Source organism: Streptomyces sp. NPDC058291, from assembly GCF_042880855.1.
Lineage (GTDB): Bacteria > Actinomycetota > Actinomycetes > Streptomycetales > Streptomycetaceae > Streptomyces.
The window spans coordinates 1-19,695 of sequence record NZ_JBHVYK010000122.1; the positions used below are offsets into that span (position 1 = coordinate 1).

16 protein-coding genes and 1 pseudogene are annotated in these 19,695 nt (G+C 71.4%); 15 read left to right on the forward strand and 2 right to left on the reverse strand.

What is annotated here, in order from left to right; all coding sequences use genetic code 11:
- Positions 1–171: 171 nt before the first annotated feature.
- The gene (locus ACFVYK_RS35360) at positions 172–1,833 is read right to left on the reverse strand and encodes a hypothetical protein (protein ID WP_389780841.1); all 1,662 of its coding nucleotides are present in this window, start codon (positions 1,831–1,833) and stop codon (positions 172–174) included.
- A gap of 207 nt (positions 1,834–2,040) precedes the next feature.
- Entirely contained in the window at positions 2,041–4,227 is a 2,187-nt protein-coding gene (locus tag ACFVYK_RS35365) for an elongation factor G-like protein EF-G2 (RefSeq protein WP_389780842.1), read from the reverse strand.
- Between the two features lie 216 nt (positions 4,228–4,443).
- Between ACFVYK_RS35365 and pgsA the strand changes: the two are divergent.
- From pgsA to ACFVYK_RS35440, 15 genes and pseudogenes are all read left to right on the forward strand, one after another.
- Positions 4,444–5,188 (forward strand): annotated as a pseudogene (gene pgsA / locus ACFVYK_RS35370) (phosphatidylinositol phosphate synthase).
- On the forward strand, positions 5,185–6,102 hold the full coding sequence (locus ACFVYK_RS35375; protein WP_389780843.1) for a phosphatidylinositol mannoside acyltransferase: 918 nt from the start codon (positions 5,185–5,187) through the stop codon (positions 6,100–6,102). Before pgsA ends, ACFVYK_RS35375 begins: the two are co-directional and overlap by 4 nt.
- A complete protein-coding gene (locus ACFVYK_RS35380; protein ID WP_389780844.1) occupies positions 6,099–7,268 on the forward strand; it encodes a glycosyltransferase family 4 protein in 1,170 nt (389 codons plus the stop codon). The genes ACFVYK_RS35375 and ACFVYK_RS35380 overlap by 4 nt, the downstream gene beginning before the upstream one ends.
- 91 nt (positions 7,269–7,359) lie before the next feature.
- Positions 7,360–7,911 (forward strand): hypothetical protein, encoded by a 552-nt coding sequence (locus tag ACFVYK_RS35385; RefSeq protein ID WP_389780845.1) that lies wholly within the window; start codon positions 7,360–7,362, stop codon positions 7,909–7,911.
- Positions 7,912–8,017: 106 nt separating this feature from the next.
- The gene (gene pdxS / locus ACFVYK_RS35390) at positions 8,018–8,929 is read left to right on the forward strand and encodes a pyridoxal 5'-phosphate synthase lyase subunit PdxS (RefSeq protein ID WP_256917202.1); all 912 of its coding nucleotides are present in this window, start codon (positions 8,018–8,020) and stop codon (positions 8,927–8,929) included.
- An 8-nt stretch (positions 8,930–8,937) separates the two neighbouring features.
- Positions 8,938–9,549, forward strand: coding sequence for a pyridoxal 5'-phosphate synthase glutaminase subunit PdxT (pdxT, locus tag ACFVYK_RS35395; protein WP_389780846.1), 612 nt, complete (start codon positions 8,938–8,940; stop codon positions 9,547–9,549).
- 74 nt (positions 9,550–9,623) lie between these two features.
- Positions 9,624–10,376: a YebC/PmpR family DNA-binding transcriptional regulator gene (locus ACFVYK_RS35400; RefSeq protein WP_389780847.1), complete on the forward strand. Its 753-nt coding sequence runs from the start codon at positions 9,624–9,626 to the stop codon at positions 10,374–10,376.
- A 159-nt stretch (positions 10,377–10,535) separates the two neighbouring features.
- Positions 10,536–11,084, forward strand: coding sequence for a crossover junction endodeoxyribonuclease RuvC (gene ruvC, locus ACFVYK_RS35405; protein ID WP_389780848.1), 549 nt, complete (start codon positions 10,536–10,538; stop codon positions 11,082–11,084).
- The gene (ruvA, locus tag ACFVYK_RS35410; RefSeq protein ID WP_389780849.1) at positions 11,081–11,686 is read left to right on the forward strand and encodes a Holliday junction branch migration protein RuvA; all 606 of its coding nucleotides are present in this window, start codon (positions 11,081–11,083) and stop codon (positions 11,684–11,686) included. The genes ruvC and ruvA overlap by 4 nt, the downstream gene beginning before the upstream one ends.
- Before the next feature lie 10 nt (positions 11,687–11,696).
- Positions 11,697–12,791 carry a Holliday junction branch migration DNA helicase RuvB gene (gene ruvB / locus ACFVYK_RS35415; RefSeq protein WP_389780850.1) on the forward strand — a complete coding sequence of 365 codons (1,095 nt, stop codon included), beginning with the start codon at positions 11,697–11,699 and terminating at the stop codon, positions 12,789–12,791.
- Between the two features lie 174 nt (positions 12,792–12,965).
- Entirely contained in the window at positions 12,966–13,484 is a 519-nt protein-coding gene (gene yajC, locus ACFVYK_RS35420; protein WP_389780851.1) for a preprotein translocase subunit YajC, read from the forward strand.
- Positions 13,485–13,617: 133 nt separating this feature from the next.
- Complete coding sequence (gene secD / locus ACFVYK_RS35425) at positions 13,618–15,375, forward strand: protein translocase subunit SecD (RefSeq protein ID WP_389780852.1); 1,758 nt, start codon at positions 13,618–13,620, stop codon at positions 15,373–15,375.
- Positions 15,376–15,378: 3 nt separating this feature from the next.
- Positions 15,379–16,491, forward strand: coding sequence for a protein translocase subunit SecF (gene secF, locus ACFVYK_RS35430; RefSeq protein WP_389780853.1), 1,113 nt, complete (start codon positions 15,379–15,381; stop codon positions 16,489–16,491).
- A complete protein-coding gene (locus ACFVYK_RS35435; RefSeq protein WP_389780854.1) occupies positions 16,488–17,027 on the forward strand; it encodes an adenine phosphoribosyltransferase in 540 nt (179 codons plus the stop codon). Before secF ends, ACFVYK_RS35435 begins: the two co-directional genes overlap by 4 nt.
- A 170-nt stretch (positions 17,028–17,197) precedes the next feature.
- Positions 17,198–19,695: RelA/SpoT family protein (locus tag ACFVYK_RS35440; RefSeq protein ID WP_389780855.1), on the forward strand; the 2,498-nt coding region annotated here is incomplete at its 3' end.

Below are 19,695 nucleotides of genomic sequence, written 5' to 3' on the forward strand. Positions count from 1 at the left end.
GGGGGGGGGGGGGGGGGGGGGGGGGGGGGGGGGGGGGGGGGGGGGGGGGGGGGGTTGGGGGGGGGGGGGGGGGGGGGGGGGGGGGGGGGGGGGCGCCCCCCCCCCCCGGGTCCGGTCACCCCCGCCCACTCGCCCGCCCACCCGCACGCTCGCGGCCCGACCGCCGAAGGCTCACGCGTCGTAGGTGTCCGCCTTCCGCGGGGACACGTCCTGCACCGCGCCGCTGAGGGCCGACGAGCGCGAGCTGAACTTCTCGATGTCCACGTCGTGCTCCCTGAGCACCTTGAGCGCCGCCGCGTGCACCACCCGCAGCACCGGAGTGGCGGCCCGCAGCGCGTCGTCGGCCATGAAGCGGTGGCGCCAGGGCTGATCGGCCCAGGCGTGCCGCAGACCGAACGGCTCGGGCAGGCCGATGCCGCCGCCGAGCCACTTCAGCAGCGGCGGATACCAGCTGATCGTGGCGCGCGCGGCGACCCGGACCACCTCGTCGGCGGTGACCAGCGGAAGCTTGACCGTCCGTGTCTCCCAGAACCGGACGCTCTTGGCGACCTCCTTGACGGGAGCCTCGGGCCTGGTGGTGAACAGACCGTTGACCGGGCCCAGGGCGTGCCCGGTGACCTCGATGCGCAGCGTCTCGTGCAGCACCGTCACCGTGATCAGCATGGTGATGATCAACTGACCGTCCCACAGCGGCCATTGGACGCCCAGGTAGTGCCGGTCGCCGCCGCCGAACTGCTGGTTGTTGCAGATGTCCTCTATGGCCCTCGGCTTGACCTGGTACGCCTCGACGTCGGTGCCCTCCGGCCGGGCGACCGCCTTGGCGTTCTCGCCGACCGGCGTGACGATCCAGTGCCGGACCGAGGGCGGCGGGAAGCCGCCGGTCTTCAGGCTCTGCCGGTTGAGCACGCTGAGCTGGTCGTGGATGGCCCGTATGACGGTCCAACTGCGGAACTCGTGGACGCCCTTGTTGGGGTCGGTCGGCACCAGCTCCTCGGCGAGGTGCCACGCGCCCCAGCGCGTGCCCATGCCGAGTATGCCCTTCGGGCCGGCGTAGAAGACCGAGTTGGACTGCTGCTCGGCGCTGAGCCGGGCCAGCGACTGACGCAGCTGCTCGGCGGCCGTCTGGTTGGGGCTGGTGGGCACCGCCTCCGGGACCTTCGCGCCGACGCTTCCGCCCGACAGCAGGCTGTCCCAGCGCTCGCGCAGATCCACCGCGGTGCCCTCGCAGATCCGCTTGGCCAGGAACCAGCCGGCCACGGGCGCCACGACGCAACCGCGCGCGTACCAGCCGACGACACCGCCGAAGGGCATCTTGACCAGGAAGAGGACGGCGAGCGCGCCCACCGCGACGAGCAGACCGGTGCCCACCCCGGAGATCCGCCTGTCGTCCAGCTTGCCCATCGTCGCCCGCAGCTGGAAGACCAGCAGCCACACCAGCAGTCCGGGCAGGAACAGCACACCGCACAGCAGCATGACGCCGGTCAGCTTCTTGTCGCGTTCGCGGCGGATGCGGGTGGCCGCCAGGCAGTGCTCGACGACCGCCTGGGGATCGCTGCCGAACGACTGGATGAGCGGCTTGCGTCCGACGCCGAGCATGCGGTCGATCACCGCCTGCGCATACGCCTCGCCGAGGTTGGGCCGGAAGATCCTCGCCCACTTGCGGCCGCCGGTGACGGCCGTCTGGTGCCATTCGTTGTCGGCCTTCTTGATGTTCTCGACCGGGTCGTCCCGGTAGGCGGCCGAGGCCAGGCCGAACGTCGGCGTCTGCCCGCCGTCGCCCATCTGCGGCACCTGTGGTCCGAAGATGTCCGCGTAACCGCTGCCAACGGTCATTCCCGCCCCCGATCGCCGCTGCTCTCGCCCTTGCGGCCTTCCCGACTTCCGTACTCCGCACACCTGTTGATCAGGTCATCAGCGTATCCGCAGGCGCCGACATCCGTCGGCGGACGGCCGAAGCCGCCCGCCGAACCGGAACGAAGCGTTCCATCGCGGTGCCGCACGGGTCACTCGAGAACGGTCCCGCATCGAACGCGGCCGGGCCTAGACCTGTTGGTGGAGCTTCTCGGCGACCTGGGCGGGCATCGGCTCGTGCCGGGCGTACGCACGGTGGAAACGCGCCGTGCCGTGCGAGAGCGAGCGCAGGTCGACGGCGTACCGGCCGATCTCGATCTCGGGCACCTCGGCCCGTACGAGAGTGCGGTTGCCGCTGGTCTGCTCGGTGCCCAGCACCCGGCCGCGCCGCCCCGACAGATCGCTCATCACGGCGCCCACGTAGTCGTCGCCGACCAGGACGGACACCTCGGCCACCGGCTCCAGGAGATGGATCTTCGCGTCGGCCGCCGCCTCGCGCAGCGCGAGCGCGCCGGCCGTCTGGAACGCCGCGTCGGAGGAGTCCACCGAGTGCGCCTTGCCGTCGAGCAGGGTGATCCGGACGTCGACCAGCGGATGCCCGGCCACCACGCCCTTCGCCGCCTGCGCCCGTACGCCCTTCTCGACGGACGGGATGAACTGGCGGGGCACCGCGCCGCCGACGACCTTGTCGACGAACTCGACGCCCGAGCCGCCCGGCAGCGGCTCCACCTCGATCTCGCAGACGGCGTACTGCCCGTGCCCCCCGGACTGCTTCACGTGCCGTCCGCGCCCCGCGGACCGCGCCGCGAACGTCTCCCGCAGGGAGACCTGGTGCGCGACGACGTCGACCTGGACGCCGTAGCGCGAGCGCAGCCGTTCCAGGGCCACGTCCGCGTGGGCCTCGCCCAGGCACCACAGAACCACCTGATGGGTGTGCTGGTTCTGTTCCAGACGCATCGTGGGGTCCTCGGCTACCAGCCGGCCGAGTCCTTGCGAGAGCTTGTCCTCGTCGGCCTTGCTGTGCGCCTGGATGGCCAGCGGCAGCAGCGGGTCGGGCATCTGCCAGGGCTCCATGAGCAGCGGGTCGTCCTTGGCGGAGAGGGTGTCGCCGGTCTCCGCGCGGCCGAGTTTCGCCACGCACGCCAGGTCGCCCGCGATGCAGTGCGTCAGGGCCCGCTGCTGCTTGCCGAAGGGCGCGGACAGCGCGCCGACGCGTTCGTCGACGTCATGGTCCTCGTGGCCGCGGTCGGTGAGGCCGTGGCCCGAGACGTGGACGGTGGTGTCGGGGCGCAGGGTGCCGGAGAAGACGCGCACCAGCGAGACCCGGCCGACGTAGGGGTCGGAGGAGGTCTTCACGACCTCCGCGACCAGCGGGCCGTCGGGGTCGCAGCGCTTCAGCTCGCGTGGCTCGCCGTCGACGGTCGTCACGCGGGGCGCCTCGCGCTCCGGGGGCGTCGGGAACCCCCGGGTGACCAGTTCCAGCAACTCGACCGTGCCGAGGCCCTGCCGGGCGCCGTCGGCGGCGGGGGCGGCCGGCAGCACGGGGAAGAACGTGCCGCGCGCGACGGCCCGCTCCAGGTCCTCGACGAGGCTCTTGACGTCGATCTGCTCGCCGCCGAGGTAGCGGTCCATGAGGGTCTCGTCCTCGCTCTCGGCGATGATCCCCTCGATCAGCCGGTTGCGGGCCTCCTCCAGGCCGGGCAGCTGGTCCTCGCCCGGCTGGGACTCCTCGCGCTCGCCGGAGGAGTAGTCGAACAGGGTCCGCGACAGCAGACCGGTCAGCCCCGTCACGGGCGCGTGCCCGTCGGGCCCCTCGGGCCCGCGCAGCGGCAGGTAGAGCGGCAGCACGGCGTCCGGGTCGTCGCCGCCGAAGGCCTCCGCGCAGATGCGGGTCATCTCCTCGAAGTCCGCGCGGGCCGCTTCCAGATGCGTGACGACGATCGCCCGGGGCATGCCGACCGCCGCGCACTCCTCCCACACCATGCGCGTCGAGCCGTCCACGCCGTCCGCCGCCGAGACGACGAAGAGGGCCGCGTCCGCGGCGCGCAGACCGGCCCTGAGCTCCCCGACGAAGTCGGCGTATCCGGGGGTGTCGAGGAGGTTGATCTTGATGCCGTCCCAGGGGACGGGCACCAGGGAGAGCTGCACCGAGCGCTGCTGCCGGTGCTCGATCTCGTCGTAGTCGGAGACGGTGCCGCCGTCCTCCACGCGGCCCGCCCGGTTCACCGCTCCCGTCGTGAGCGCGAGAGCCTCCACCAAGGTGGTCTTGCCCGATCCGCTGTGGCCGACCAGCACCACATTCCGCACGGACGCGGGGTGGTCGGCCGCTGTAGCCCTGCCGGCGGCTCCGGGGTGTGCGTTCGCCTTGTCGCCCATTTCCTTGCCTCCCGTACACGGTGAGGTCACTGGGGGCGCGGGCACGGCGGCCCCGCGTGCGATGGCGGCTCCGGCGACGCCCGCGGTCCTTCGAGCTTTCCACTCCCGTCACCGCTCGTCCATACGACGGACGCGACCCGCCCGTGCCGCGGACGCCGGCCGGGCGGGACACGGGGGCCGGTGCCCGACCGTCGCACACACGCGCGCGTGGCTACGATGGGCCAGCCGGTGGCCAGCAGGGGCCGCGCGGCCACACCGAACCCTCGGGAAGGCCATGCTGAACAAGTACGCGCGTGCATTCTTCACGCGTGTCCTCACACCGTTCGCCGCGTTTCTCATCCGCAGGGGCGTGAGCCCCGACACGGTCACGCTGCTCGGCACCGCGGGCGTGATGGCGGGCGCGCTGGTCTTCTACCCGAGGGGGGAGTTCTTCTGGGGCACGATCGTGATCACGCTCTTCGTGTTCTCCGACCTCGTCGACGGCAACATGGCCCGCCAGCTCGGCCGCAGCAGCCGGTGGGGCGCCTTCCTGGACTCCACGCTGGACCGGGTCGCCGACGGCGCGATCTTCGGCGGCTTCGCGCTCTGGTACGCGGGCAACGGCGACGACAACGTGCTGTGCGCCGTCTCGATCTTCTGCCTGGCGAGCGGCCAGGTGGTGTCGTACACCAAGGCCCGCGGCGAGTCGATCGGCCTGCCGGTCGCGGTGAACGGCCTGGTCGAGCGCGCGGAGCGCCTGGTGATCTCCCTGGTCGCCGCCGGTCTCGCGGGCCTGCACGGCTTCGGCGTGCCGGGCATCCAGGTGCTGCTGCCGATCGCGCTGTGGATCGTCGCCGTCGGCAGCATGGTCACGCTGATCCAGCGCGTCGTGACGGTGCGGCGGGAGTCGGCCGAGGCCGAGGCGGCCGCGGCGCGGGAAGCCGAGGGACACGAGGCCCAGGGGAGCGAGGCGGCGAAGTGAGCGCCCAGGAGCGCCTGACCGACGCGCTGTACGGCCTCGGCTGGAGCACCGTCAAGAAGCTTCCCGAGCCCGTCGCCGTCCGGCTGGGCCGCACCGTCGCCGACCTCGTGTGGAAGCGGCGCGGCAAGGGCGTGCGCCGGCTGGAGGGCAACTACGCGCGGGTGGTGCCCGACGCGAGCCCCGAGCGCCTGGCCGAGCTCTCGCGCGCGGGGATGCGCTCCTACCTGCGGTACTGGATGGAGTCCTTCCGGCTGCCGGCCTGGAGCGCCGAGCGCGTCCGCGGCGGCTTCGCCCCCAAGGGCCTGCACCATCTGACGGACGGCATCGCCTCAGGCCGGGGCGTCGTCCTGGCCCTGCCGCACATGGCCAACTGGGACCTGGCCGGCGCCTGGGTCACCACCGAGTTGAAGACGCCGTTCACCACCGTCGCCGAACGCCTGAAGCCCGAGACGCTGTACGACCGGTTCGTGGCCTACCGGGAGGGCCTCGGCATGGAGGTGCTCCCGCACACCGGCGGCGCCGCGTTCGGCACCCTGGCCCGGCGGCTGCGCGACGGCGGCCTGGTCTGCCTGGTCGCCGAGCGGGACCTGTCGGCCTCCGGCGTGGAGGTCGACTTCTTCGGGGACCGGACCCGGATGCCCGCAGGCCCGGCCCTGCTCGCCCAGCAGACCGGCGCGCTGCTGCTCCCCGTCACCCTCTGGTATGACGACTCGCCGGTCATGCAGGGCCGCGTGCATCCCCCGATCGAGACGCCCGCCACAGGTACACGGGCCGAGAAGACGTCTGTCATGACACAGGCGCTGGCAGACGCCTTCGCCACCGGCATCGCCGATCACCCGGAGGACTGGCACATGCTCCAGCGTTTGTGGCTCGCGGACCTGGAACCCCGCCCGTCGGACGGGGAACCGACGTGAGAATCGGCATCGTCTGCCCCTACTCCTGGGACGTGCCCGGCGGCGTCCAGTTCCACATCCGCGACCTCGCCGAGTACTTCATCCGGCTCGGCCACGAGGTGTCCGTCCTCGCCCCCGCCGACGACGACACCCCGCTGCCCCCGTACGTCGTCTCGGCCGGCCGCGCCGTCCCGGTGCCCTACAACGGCTCCGTGGCGCGCCTCAACTTCGGCTTCCTGTCCGCCGCGCGCGTGCGGCGCTGGCTGCACGACGGCGCGTTCGACGTCGTCCACATCCACGAGCCGACCTCGCCCTCTCTCGGGCTGCTGACCTGCTGGGCGGCGTCGGGGCCGATAGTGGCCACCTTCCACACGTCCAATCCGCGCTCGCGCGCGATGATCGCCGCCTATTCGATCCTCCAGGCCGCCCTGGAGAAGATCAGCGCGCGGATCGCCGTCAGCGAGTACGCCCGGCGCACGCTGGTGGAGCACCTCGGCGGGGACGCGGTCGTCATCCCCAACGGCGTCGACGTCGACTTCTTCGCCCGGGCGGAGCCCAACCCCGCCTGGCAGGGCGACACGATCGGCTTCGTCGGCCGCATCGACGAGCCCCGCAAGGGCCTTCCGGTGCTGATGAAGGCGCTGCCGAGGATCTTCGCGGAGCGGCCGGGGGCCCGGCTGCTGGTCGCCGGCCGCGGCGACGAGAAGGAGGCGGTGGCGAACCTGCCCAGGGAGCTGCGTCCGCGCGTGGAGTTCCTCGGCATGGTCAGCGACGAGGACAAGGCGCGCTTCTTGCGCAGCGTCGACCTCTACGTCGCGCCCAACACCGGCGGGGAGAGCTTCGGCATCGTCCTCGTCGAGGCCCTGTCGGCCGGGGCGCCGGTGCTCGCCTCCGACCTCGACGCCTTCGTCCAGGTGCTCGACCAGGGCGCGGCGGGCGAACTGTTCGCCAACGAGGACGCGGACGCGCTGGCCGAGGCGGCGGTGCGCCTGCTGGGCGACCCCGCGCGCAGAGCCGAACTGCGCGAGCGCGGCAGCGCGCACGTGCGGCGCTTCGACTGGTCGACCGTCGGCGCCGACATCCTGTCGGTCTACGAGACGGTGACGGGCGGCGCGGCGGCGGTGGCGGCCGAGGACGACCGGGGATCGACGGGCCTGCGCTCCCGGCTCGGCCTGGCGCGGGACTGACCGCCCGGGGCCGCGGTGAGGAGCACGGTGAGCCCGTCCTCCGCGGGGCGCACCGGCCGGCGACGCACGCGCGCGGGGCGCACGGGTAGCCTTGCCGCCCGTGACCGCAACCCTGATCTGGACCCTGGTCGTCCTCGTCGTGATCGGCCTCTACCTGAGCTGGACGGCGGGGCGGCTGGACCGGCTGCACGCCCGCATCGACGCCGCCCGCGCGGCGCTCGACGCCCAACTGGTGCGCCGGGCCTCCGTGGCGCAGGAACTGGCCACCTCCAAGGTTCTCGATCCGGCGGCCTCGATCGTCCTCTACGAGGCCGCGCACGCCGCCCGGCAGGCCGAGGAGGAACAGCGGGAGGTCGCCGAGAGCGACCTCAGCCAGGCCCTGCGGGCGGTCTTCGCGGACGCGCAGCAGGTCGAGGGCGTGCGCGTCGCGCCGGGGGGAGAAGCGGCGGCCCGCGAGCTCACGGAGGCCGTCCGCCGGGTCCCCATGGCCCGCCGCTTCCACAACGACGCCGTGGGCGCCGCCCGCAGGCTGCGCGAGCACCGCAAGGTCCGCTGGTTCCGGCTGGCGGGCCACGCCCCGTTCCCGATGGCCTTCGAGATGGACGACGAACCGCCGGCCGCCCTGGTGGACCGCGCGGGCTGACGGAAAAAGGATCCACCGGCTGTCCATTGGCCCTTGCTGTGGACTGGTCCACTCGCGTTACCTCAGTGCTGCACAAATCCTCTTTTACCGCGAGTGAGGTCACCCCGTGTCCAGCACGATCTCCGAAAACCAGACCCCCGAGACCGGCACCGCGCGCGTGAAGCGCGGCATGGCCGAGCAGCTCAAGGGCGGCGTGATCATGGACGTCGTCACGCCGGAGCAGGCGAAGATCGCCGAGGACGCGGGCGCCGTCGCCGTCATGGCGCTGGAGCGGGTCCCGGCCGACATCCGCAAGGACGGCGGCGTGGCCCGGATGTCCGACCCGGACATGATCGAGGGCATCATCGAGGCCGTGTCGATCCCGGTCATGGCCAAGTCCCGCATCGGCCACTTCGTCGAGGCCCAGGTGCTGCAGTCGCTCGGCGTGGACTACATCGACGAGTCCGAGGTCCTCACCCCGGCCGACGAGGTCAACCACAGCGACAAGTTCGCGTTCACGACGCCGTTCGTGTGTGGCGCCACCAACCTGGGCGAGGCCCTGCGCCGGATCGCCGAGGGCGCCGCGATGATCCGCTCCAAGGGCGAGGCCGGCACCGGCAACGTCGTCGAGGCCGTCCGCCACCTGCGGCAGATCAAGAACGAGATCGCCCGCCTGCGCGGCTTCGACAACAACGAGCTGTACGCGGCCGCCAAGGACCTGCGCGCCCCCTACGAGCTCGTCAAGGAGGTCGCCGCGCTCGGCAAGCTGCCCGTCGTGCTGTTCTCCGCGGGCGGCGTGGCCACTCCGGCCGACGCGGCGCTGATGCGCCAGCTCGGCGCCGAGGGCGTCTTCGTCGGCTCGGGCATCTTCAAGTCCGGCGACCCGGCCAAGCGCGCCGCCGCCATCGTGAAGGCCACCACCTTCTACGACGACCCGAAGATCATCGCGGACGCGTCCCGCAACCTCGGCGAGGCCATGGTCGGCATCAACTGCGACACCCTCCCCGAGGCCGAGCGCTACGCCAACCGCGGCTGGTAAGCACCGACATGAGCAGCGAATCACCCGTCGTCGGCGTCCTGGCCCTCCAGGGCGACGTACGGGAGCACCTCGTCGCCCTGGCCGCGGCCGACGCCGTGGCCAGGCCGGTGCGGCGCCCCGAGGAACTCGCCGGGATCGACGGCCTCGTCCTGCCCGGCGGCGAGTCCACGACCATCTCCAAGCTGGCCGTCCTCTTCGGCGTGATGGAGCCCCTGCGCGCGCGGGTGCGCGCCGGGATGCCGGTCTACGGCACCTGCGCGGGCCTGATCATGCTCGCCGACAAGATCCTCGACCCGCGCTCGGGCCAGGAGACCGTCGGCGGCATCGACATGATCGTGCGGCGCAACGCCTTCGGGCGGCAGAACGAGTCCTTCGAGGCGGCGGTGGACGTCCAGGGCGTCGCCGGCGCTCCCGTCGAGGGCGTGTTCATCCGCGCGCCCTGGGTGGAGTCCGTCGGCGCGGCGGCCGAGGTGCTCGCCGAGCACGGCGGTCACATCGTCGCGGTCCGTCAGGGCAACGCGCTCGCCACGTCGTTCCACCCGGAGCTGACCGGCGACCACCGTGTGCACTCCCTGTTCGTCGACATGGTCCGCGCGAACCGGGCGGCCGAGTCCTTGTAGGATTCGGGGGTCCCTCAGGCTCTCGACGTCGGGGGGAGTTCGGACGAGACGGGTTACGCGAAGGAGACAGGCAGATGTCCGGCCACTCTAAATGGGCTACGACGAAGCACAAGAAGGCCGTGATCGACGCCAAGCGCGGCAAGCTCTTCGCGAAGCTGATCAAGAACATCGAGGTCGCGGCGCGGATGGGCGGCGTCGACCTGGACGGCAACCCGACGCTGTTCGACGCCGTGCAGAAGGCCAAGAAGTCGTCGGTTCCGAACAAGAACATCGACTCCGCGATCAAGCGCGGCGGAGGTCTCGAAGCCGGCGGCGCCGACTACGAGACGATCATGTACGAGGGTTACGGCCCGAACGGCGTCGCCGTGCTCATCGAGTGCCTCACCGACAACCGCAACCGCGCCGCCTCCGACGTGCGCGTCGCCATGACCCGCAACGGCGGCTCCATGGCCGACCCGGGATCCGTGTCGTACCTCTTCAACCGCAAGGGCGTCGTGATCGTCCCCAAGGGCGAACTGAGCGAGGACGACGTGCTGGGCGCGGTGCTCGACGCGGGCGCCGAGGAGGTCAACGACCTCGGCGAGTCCTTCGAGGTGCTCAGCGAGGCCACCGACCTGGTCGCGGTCCGCACGGCCCTCCAGGAGGCCGGCATCGACTACGACTCCGCCGACGCCAACTTCGTCCCCACCATGCAGGTCGAGTTGGACGAGGACGGCGCGAGGAAGATCTTCAAGCTGATCGACGCGCTGGAGGACAGCGACGACGTGCAGAACGTCTTCGCCAACTTCGACGTCAGCGACGAGGTCATGGAGAAGGTCGACGCCTAGGACCGCCGCGAACTGAGCGGATCCGTCGGGCCGGTGGGACACGTCCTACCGGCCCGACGGCGTTGTCGGTGGCAGCGGATAGCCTGACGACGTCAGAGATCGGACCGAGCCGCCGGGGATCACCCGGCGCCGACGTCCGGCGGCGAAGGGGAGGGGTGCGTGCGGGTACTGGGTGTGGACCCCGGACTGACGCGATGCGGCGTCGGAGTCGTCGAGGGCGTCGCGGGCCGGCCCCTCACCATGCTCGGCGTGGGCGTCGTCCGCACGCCCGCCGACGCCGAGTTGGGGCAGCGCCTGGTCGCCGTGGAGCAGGGCATCGAGCGCTGGCTGGACGAGCACCGTCCCGAATACGTGGCCGTGGAGCGGGTGTTCAGCCAGCACAACGTCCGCACCGTCATGGGCACCGCCCAGGCCAGTGCCGTCGCGATGCTGTGCGCGGCCCGCCGCGGCATCCCCGTCGCCCTGCACACCCCCAGCGAGGTCAAGGCCGCCGTCACCGGCAGCGGGCGCGCCGACAAGGCCCAGGTCGGAGCGATGGTCACGCGCCTGCTGCGGCTCGCCGCGCCCCCCAAGCCGGCCGACGCCGCCGACGCCCTCGCGCTCGCCATCTGCCACATCTGGCGCGCCCCCGCCCAGATCCGGCTCCAGCAGGCCGTCGCCCTGCACGCGACCCGGCCCCCGATCACTTCGAAAGGCCGTACGGCATGATCGCCTTCGTCAGCGGCACGGTCGCCGCGCTCGCACCCGACTCCGCGGTGGTCGAGGTGGGCGGCGTGGGCATGGCCCTGCAGTGCACGCCGAACACGCTGTCCACACTCCGGCTCGGCCGGCCGGCCAAGCTCGCCACCTCCCTCGTCGTACGGGAGGACTCGCTGACCCTGTACGGCTTCGTGGACGACGACGAACGCCAGGTCTTCGAACTGCTGCAGACCGCGAGCGGCGTCGGCCCCCGGCTGGCCCAGGCCATGCTGGCGGTCCACGCCCCGGACACGCTGCGCCGAGCCGTGGCCACGGGCGACGAGAAGGCGCTGATCGCGGTGCCGGGCATCGGCAAGAAGGGCGCCCAGAAGCTGCTGCTCGAACTCAAGGACCGGCTGGGCGAGCCGGTCGGCGCCCCCGCGGTCGGCGCACCGGTCACCAGCGGCTGGCGCGATCAGCTGCACGCCGCCCTGATCGGCCTCGGCTACGCGACCCGCGAGGCCGACGAGGCGGTCCTCGCCGTCACCCCGCAGGCCGAGGCGGCCGACGGCGTGCCCCAGGTGGGCCAGCTGCTGAAGGCCGCCCTGCAGACCCTGAACCGCGCCCGCTAGGAGAACGTCAGTGAACTGGGACGACACGAGCGACGAGACCGCCCCCGAGCGGCTCGCCGACCCCGCCGCGGAACGACTGGTGGGCTCTGTCGCCGACGGGGAGGACCAAGCCGTCGAGGCCGCCCTGCGCCCCAAGGACCTGGGCGAGTTCATCGGTCAGGAGAAGGTCCGCGAACAGCTCGACCTCGTCCTGCGCGCCGCACGCGCGCGGGGCGCGACCGCCGACCACGTGCTCCTCTCCGGCGCGCCCGGCCTGGGCAAGACCACCCTCTCCATGATCATCGCCGCCGAGATGGGCGCACCCATCCGCATCACCAGCGGTCCCGCCATCCAGCACGCGGGCGATCTCGCGGCGATCCTCTCCTCCCTGCAGGAGGGCGAGGTCCTCTTCCTCGACGAGATCCACCGCATGTCCCGGCCCGCCGAGGAGATGCTGTACATGGCCATGGAGGACTTCCGCGTCGACGTCATCGTCGGCAAGGGCCCCGGCGCCACCGCCATCCCCCTGGAACTGCCCCCCTTCACCCTGGTCGGCGCCACCACGCGCGCCGGCCTGCTGCCGCCCCCGCTGCGCGACCGGTTCGGCTTCACCGCCCACATGGAGTTCTACGAGCCCGGCGAGCTGCAGCGGGTGATCCACCGCTCGGCGGACCTGCTCGACGTCGAGATCGACCCCGCCGGCGCCGCCGAGATCGCAGGCCGCTCCCGCGGCACCCCCCGCATCGCCAACCGTCTGCTGCGCCGGGTGCGCGACTACGCGCAGGTCAAGGCGGACGGCAGCGTCACCCGGGAGATCGCGGCGGCGGCCCTGAAGGTCTACGAGGTGGACGAACGCGGCCTGGACCGCCTGGACCGCGCGGTCCTGGAGGCCCTGCTGAAGCTGTTCGACGGCGGGCCGGTCGGTCTGTCCACCCTGGCCGTCGCGGTGGGGGAGGAGCGCGAGACCGTCGAGGAGGTCGCCGAACCGTTCCTGGTCAGGGAGGGCCTGCTCGCCCGTACCCCCCGGGGAAGGGTGGCGACCCCGGCGGCGTGGACGCACCTCGGGCTCACCCCGACGCGCCCCCAGGCCCTGGGCGGCGGACAACCGGACCTGTTCGGCGCCTGAGGCGCGGGGGCCGCGGCCGGGGCATTGGCCGGGTGAGGAACCCAGGTGCCATGCTGAGCGTTGTTCCCTGCGCGCGGACTCGCTTAGACTCCGCCGATGCCGCCGTTGGCAGCAGACAACCCCCATCCATCAGGCCGCTCAACCGTCGCGGTCGATTGAAGGAAGTTCCGACCCGTGAGTCCTGTGACCCTCCTCCCGTTCATCGTGCTCATCGGGGCCATGTTCCTGATGACCCGGTCGGCCAAGAAGAAGCAGCAGCAAGCGGCCGCCATGCGCAACGACCTGCAGCCCGGCAGCGGTGTCCGCACCATCGGGGGCATGTACGCGACGGTCAAGGAGGTCAACGACGACACGCTCCTCCTGGACGCGGGGCCGGGCGTGGAACTGCTCTTCGCGAAGAACGCGATCGGCGCCGTCCTGACCGACGACGAGTACAACCGCATCGTGCACGGCGTCGAGCACGACCTGAAGTCCGACACCGACATCGTCCCGGACGACGCCTCCTCCCTCACCGAGTCCGCCGACACCGACGACTCCGCCGACGAAGCTGCCGCCGCCTCCGACGAGAAGGTTGTCGACCTCGGCAAGAAGGACGGACCCGACGAGGTCCGGGAGAAGTCCGCCGAGGCCGAGCAGGCCGATGCCGACGAAGAGCCGAAGAAGTCCGACGGCGACTCCGACGCGAAGAAGTAGCCCCGTCCCCGGCGTTCACGGCCACACCCGTGCGCGCCGGGGCGCGCGCATCTCGCCAGGGGATCCCGACACCATGTCATGGCCGCCGCCGCGCTGACCCGGCGCGAGGCGGCCCGAGAGGGAGTACGAGAAGGTGGCAGCACCTAAGAAGGGCCGGAGCGCGAGTGCCCAGAGCAAGCCATGGCGCTCGCTGGCCCTGATCCTGATCGCCATCGTGGGGCTCACCGGAGGCATGTTCGCCTCCGGTCACACCACTCCGCGTCTCGGCATCGACCTTGCCGGCGGTACCAGCATCACGCTGGAGGCCAAGGCCGACCAGGGATCCGCGATCAACAAGGCCAACATGAACACCGCGGTCGACATCATGAACCGCCGTGTCAACGGGCTGGGCGTCTCCGAGGCGGAGGTGCAGACCCAGGGCGACCGCAACATCATCGTCAACATCCCCAAGGGCACCAACTCGCAGGAGGCTCGGGACCAGGTCGGCACCCCCGCCAAGCTGTACTTCCGTCCGGTCCTGGCCCAGGAGGCCACGGGTCCCGTCGCCGCCACGCCGTCACCGGGCTCGTCCGCGAGCCCTTCGGCGAGCGCCTCCGGCACCGGGGAGAAGGCGAGCTCCTCGACGTCCCCGTCGGCCTCGGCCACCGCGCAGGGCCGTGCCGTCACCGACGCCCTGAAGGCCGACGCCACCCCGTCGACCTCCGCCGGCGCCAAGGCGAGCTCCTCCCCGAAGCCGTCCGCCTCCGCGAGCGCCGGCGCCCCCACCGCAGAGCAGGCCGCCCTGCAGGCCAAGTACGCGACCCTGGACTGCTCCAAGGAGGAGGTCCGCACCAAGGCCGGCGAGGGCGTCAAGCCCGGCAAGGCGACCGTGGCCTGCGGTGAGGTCGACAAGGTCTGGTACAAGTACCTGCTCGGCCCCGCCTCCGTCGACGGCACCGACGTCAAGAAGGCCCAGGCCGTCTTCGACACCCAGGGCGCGGCCGGCTGGCAGGTCAACATGACCTTCACCGGCAAGGGCTCCAAGAAGTTCGCCACGATCACCGGGCAGCTCGCGCAGAACACCCAGCCGCAGAACGAGTTCGCCATCGTGCTCGACGGCGACGTCGTCTCCAGCCCCTACGTGCAGAACGCGATCACCGGCGGCCAGGCCCAGATCTCCGGCAGCTTCGGCCAGCAAGAGGCCCAGAGCCTCGCCAACATGCTGTCCTACGGCGCCCTCCCGCTCTCCTTCGACGAGCAGAGCGTGACCACGGTGACCGCGGCCCTCGGCGGCGACCAGCTGCACGCCGGTCTGCTCGCGGGCGCCATCGGCCTCGCCCTGGTCGTCATCTACCTGGTGGCCTTCTACCGCGGCCTGGCGCTCATCGCGATCGCCTCGCTGCTGGTCTCCGCCGCGCTCACCTACGTCCTCATGGCGCTGCTCGGCCCGGCCATCGGCTTCGCGCTGAACCTGCCGGCGGTCTGCGGGGCCATCGTGGCCATCGGCATCACAGCGGACTCGTTCATCGTGTACTTCGAACGGGTCCGGGACGAGATCCGCGAAGGCCGCACCCTGCGCCCGGCCGTCGAACGCGCCTGGCCGCGCGCCCGGCGCACGATCCTGGTCTCCGACTTCGTGTCGTTCCTCGCCGCCGCCGTGCTGTTCATCGTCACCGTCGGCAAGGTCCAGGGCTTCGCGTTCACGCTGGGCCTGACCACCGTCCTCGACGTGGTCGTGGTCTTCTTCTTCACCAAGCCGCTGATGACGCTCATCGCCCGGCGGAAGTTCTTCGCGAGCGGCCACAAGTGGTCCGGCCTGGACCCGAAGGGCCTGGGCGCCAAACCGCCGATCCGCCGCACCCGCCGTCCCTCCGGTCCTGCCGCCGGCCCCGTCGAGACCAAGGAGGCGTGATCGATGTCGAAACTCGGCAACCTCGGCGCCCGACTGCACCGTGGCGAGATCAGCTATGACTTCATCGGCCACCGCAAGCTCTGGTACGGCATCTCGATCCTGATCACCATCACGGCCGTCCTCGGCCTGGCGGTGCGCGGCCTGAACATGGGCATCGACTTCCAGGGCGGCGCCGTCTTCACCACGAAGAGCACGAGCGTCTCCGTTCCCCAGGCCGAGGAGTACGCGAAGTCGGCGTCCGGCCATGACGCGGTCGTGCAGAAGCTGGGCGACGGCAAGCTGCGCATCCAGATCGCCGGCATGGACATCAAGCAGTCCAACGAGATCAAGTCCGAGCTCGCCAAGGACTTCAAGACCGACCCCGAGACGATCACCGCCGAACTGGTCGGTCCCAGCTGGGGCGACCAGATCGCCAACAAGGCCTGGCAGGGCCTGGCGATCTTCATGGTGCTGGTCGTGATCTACCTGGCGATCGCCTTCGAGTGGCGCATGGCCATCGCGGCGCTCGTCGCCCTGATCCATGACATCACCATCACGGTCGGCATCTACGCCCTCGTCGGGTTCGAGGTCACGCCCGGCACGGTGATCGGTCTGCTCACGATCCTCGGTTACTCGCTGTACGACACGGTCGTCGTCTTCGACTCCCTCAAGGAGCAGACGAAGGACCTCACCAAGCAGACCCGGTTCACCTACAGCGAGATCGCCAACCGTTCGATCAACGGCACCCTGGTCCGCTCGATCAACACCACGGTGGTCGCCCTGCTGCCGGTGGCGGGCCTGCTGTTCATCGGCGGCGGCTTCCTCGGCGCGGGCACGCTCAACGACATCTCGCTGTCGCTGTTCGTCGGCCTCGCCGCGGGCGCCTACTCCTCGATCTTCATCGCCACCCCGCTCGTCGCCGACCTCAAGGAGCGCGAGCCGCAGGTCAAGGCGCTGCGCAAGCGGGTCCTGGCCAAGCGCGCCCAGACCGGCAACGAGCCCCAGCCGGCCGAGGCGCACGGCGCCGACGACTACGACGACGAGCCGGAGGACGCCGCACCGGCGGTCGTCGGACCGCGAAACCAGCCCTCGTCCCGTGGCCGCGGCCGCGGCCGTCCGTCGGGCAAGCGCAGGTGACCGACATCAAGGAGCTGCTGCTCAGCCGCATCCGTGACGTGGCCGACTACCCGGAGCCGGGCGTGATGTTCAAGGACATCACCCCGCTCCTGGCGGACCCGGCGGCGTTCACCGCCCTCACCGACGCCTTCGCGGAGATCGCCGCCCGCACCGGCGCGACCAAGATCGTCGGTCTGGAGGCCCGGGGCTTCATCCTGGGCGCCCCGGTCGCGGTCCGTGCCGGACTCGGCTTCATCCCCGTGCGCAAGGCGGGCAAGCTCCCCGGAGCGACCCTCGCCCAGGCCTACGACCTGGAGTACGGCTCGGCCGAGATCGAGGTGCACGCCGAGGACCTGAGCGCCGGCGACCGGGTGCTCATCGTCGACGACGTGCTGGCCACCGGCGGCACCGCCGAGGCGTCGATCCAGCTCATCCACCGGGCGGGCGCCGAGGTCGCGGGCGTCGCCGTGCTGATGGAGCTGAGCTTCCTCAGCGGCCGGCCCCGGCTGGAGGCGGCCCTCGGCACAGCTCCCGTGGAGTCACTGCTGACCATCTGACCAGCGCCGTACGCGAGCGGGCGGGCACCGGAGGAATCCGGCGCCCGCCCCTTGCGTTTCCCCGGCCGACGGCCCTCTCACCGGCCTGAAGGCGATCCTGGAGCCCAGGATCGCTACGATGGGTGCTCCGGAGCCTGACCGGGGACCCGGATCGCGCACGAGGAGTCCTCTTGCCAGACGAGGCCCAGCACCTGACCGCCGCCAAGCCCGAGTCCGCCTCGGGTCCCGCGGCCACGCCCGCGTCGCACGCGCAGGACGACAGCCGCGGGCCGGTCGAGCACGACCGTTCCGCGCCCGTCGACAAGGCGGACGAGCAGCCCCGCCCCAAGCCGGCCCCGCCCGAACCCTCCTCGGCCGCTGCGGCCACCCCGCCCGCCCGGCCCGCCGCCGCGCAGCCGCCCGCCCGCTCCGGCTCCTCCAACCGCGTCCGCGCCCGCCTCGCCCGGCTCGGCGTCCAGCGCCAGAACCCCTACAACCCGGTCCTGGAGCCGCTGCTGCGGATAGTGCGCAGCAACGACCCCAAGATCGAGACCTCGACGCTGCGCCAGATCGAGAAGTCCTATCAGGTCGCCGAGCGCTGGCACCGCGGCCAGAAGCGCAAGAGCGGCGACCCCTACATCACGCACCCGCTCGCGGTGACGACGATCCTCGCCGAGCTGGGCATGGACCCGGCGACGCTGATGGCGGGCCTGCTGCACGACACCGTGGAGGACACCGAGTACGGCCTGGAGGACCTGCGTCGCGACTTCGGCGACCAGGTCGCCCTGCTGGTCGACGGCGTCACCAAGCTGGACAAGGTCAAGTTCGGCGAGGCCGCGCAGGCCGAGACCGTGCGCAAGATGGTCGTCGCGATGGCCAAGGACCCGCGCGTCCTGGTCATCAAGCTCGCCGACCGGCTGCACAACATGCGCACCATGCGCTACCTCAAGCGCGAGAAGCAGGAGAAGAAGGCGCGCGAGACGCTGGAGATCTACGCGCCGCTCGCCCACCGCCTGGGCATGAACACCATCAAGTGGGAACTGGAGGACCTCGCCTTCGCGATCCTCTACCCCAAGATGTACGACGAGATCGTCCGGCTGGTGGCCGAGCGGGCGCCCAAGCGTGACGAGTACCTGGCCATAGTGACCGACGAGGTCCAGGCCGACCTGCGGTCCGCCCGCATCAAGGCGACCGTCACCGGCCGCCCGAAGCACTACTACAGCGTCTACCAGAAGATGATCGTCCGCGGCCGCGACTTCGCGGAGATCTACGACCTGGTGGGCATCCGCGTCCTCGTGGACACCGTCCGCGACTGCTACGCGGCCCTGGGCACCGTGCACGCGCGATGGAACCCGGTCCCCGGCCGGTTCAAGGACTACATCGCGATGCCCAAGTTCAACATGTACCAGTCGCTGCACACGACGGTCATCGGACCCAACGGCAAGCCGGTCGAACTGCAGATCCGCACGTTCGACATGCACCGCCGCGCCGAGTACGGCATCGCCGCGCACTGGAAGTACAAGCAGGAGGCCGTCGCCGGCGCCTCCAAGGTGCGCTCGGACCAGCCGAGGACCACCGGCAAGGACGACCACCTCAACGACATGGCGTGGCTGCGCCAGCTCCTCGACTGGCAGAAGGAGACCGAGGACCCCGGCGAGTTCCTGGAGTCCCTGCGCTTCGACCTGTCGCGCAACGAGGTCTTCGTCTTCACCCCCAAGGGCGACGTCATAGCTCTGCCGGCCGGCGCCACGCCGGTGGACTTCTCGTACGCGGTCCACACCGAGGTCGGCCACCGCACGATAGGAGCCCGGGTCAACGGGCGTCTGGTGCCGCTGGAGTCGACCCTGGACAACGGCGACCTGGTGGAGGTCTTCACGTCCAAGGCCGCCGGCGCGGGACCGTCCCGGGACTGGCTGAACTTCGTCAAGTCGCCGCGCGCCCGCAACAAGATCCGGGCCTGGTTCTCCAAGGAGCGCCGCGACGAGGCCATCGAGCAGGGCAAGGACGCCATCGCGCGCGCGATGCGCAAGCAGAACCTGCCGATCCAGCGCATCCTCACCGGCGACTCCCTCGTCACCCTCGCGCACGAGATGCGCTACCCGGACATCTCCTCGCTGTACGCGGCGATCGGCGAGGGCCACGTGGCCGCGCAGAACGTCGTGCAGAAGCTGGTGCAGGCCCTCGGCGGCGAGGAGGCGGCCACCGAGGAGATGGACGAGTCGGTCCCGTCGCGGACGCGCAGCCGCAAGCGGCGCAGCAACCAGGACCCGGGAGTCGTCGTCAAGGGCGTCGACGACGTGTGGGTCAAGCTGGCCCGCTGTTGCACCCCCGTCCCCGGCGACCCGATCATCGGCTTCGTCACGCGGGGCAGCGGAGTATCGGTTCACCGCAGCGACTGCGTCAACGTGGAGTCGCTGTCCCGGGAGCCGGAGCGCATCCTGGACGTCGAGTGGGCGCCGACGCAGTCCTCGGTCTTCCTGGTCGCCATCCAGGTGGAGGCCCTGGACCGTTCCCGCCTCCTCTCGGACGTCACACGCGTTCTGTCCGACCAGCACGTCAACATCCTGTCCGCGGCCGTCCAGACCTCCCGCGACCGGGTGGCCACCTCCCGCTTCACCTTCGAGATGGGCGACCCGAAGCATCTGGGACACGTCCTGAAGGCCGTACGCGGGGTCGAGGGCGTCTACGA

What these genes read in the sequence shown, in the direction of transcription:
- ACFVYK_RS35360 (WP_389780841.1), bottom strand. Translation starts at nt 1,833, where the DNA reads ATGACCGTTGGCAGCGGTTACGCGGACATCTTCGGACCACAGGTGCCG.
- ACFVYK_RS35365 (WP_389780842.1), bottom strand. Translation starts at nt 4,227, where the DNA reads ATGGGCGACAAGGCGAACGCACACCCCGGAGCCGCCGGCAGGGCTACA.
- pdxT (WP_389780846.1), top strand. Translation starts at nt 8,938, where the DNA reads ATGAGCAGCGAATCACCCGTCGTCGGCGTCCTGGCCCTCCAGGGCGAC.
- ACFVYK_RS35400 (WP_389780847.1), top strand. Translation starts at nt 9,624, where the DNA reads ATGTCCGGCCACTCTAAATGGGCTACGACGAAGCACAAGAAGGCCGTG.
- ruvA (WP_389780849.1), top strand. Translation starts at nt 11,081, where the DNA reads ATGATCGCCTTCGTCAGCGGCACGGTCGCCGCGCTCGCACCCGACTCC.
- secF (WP_389780853.1), top strand. Translation starts at nt 15,379, where the DNA reads ATGTCGAAACTCGGCAACCTCGGCGCCCGACTGCACCGTGGCGAGATC.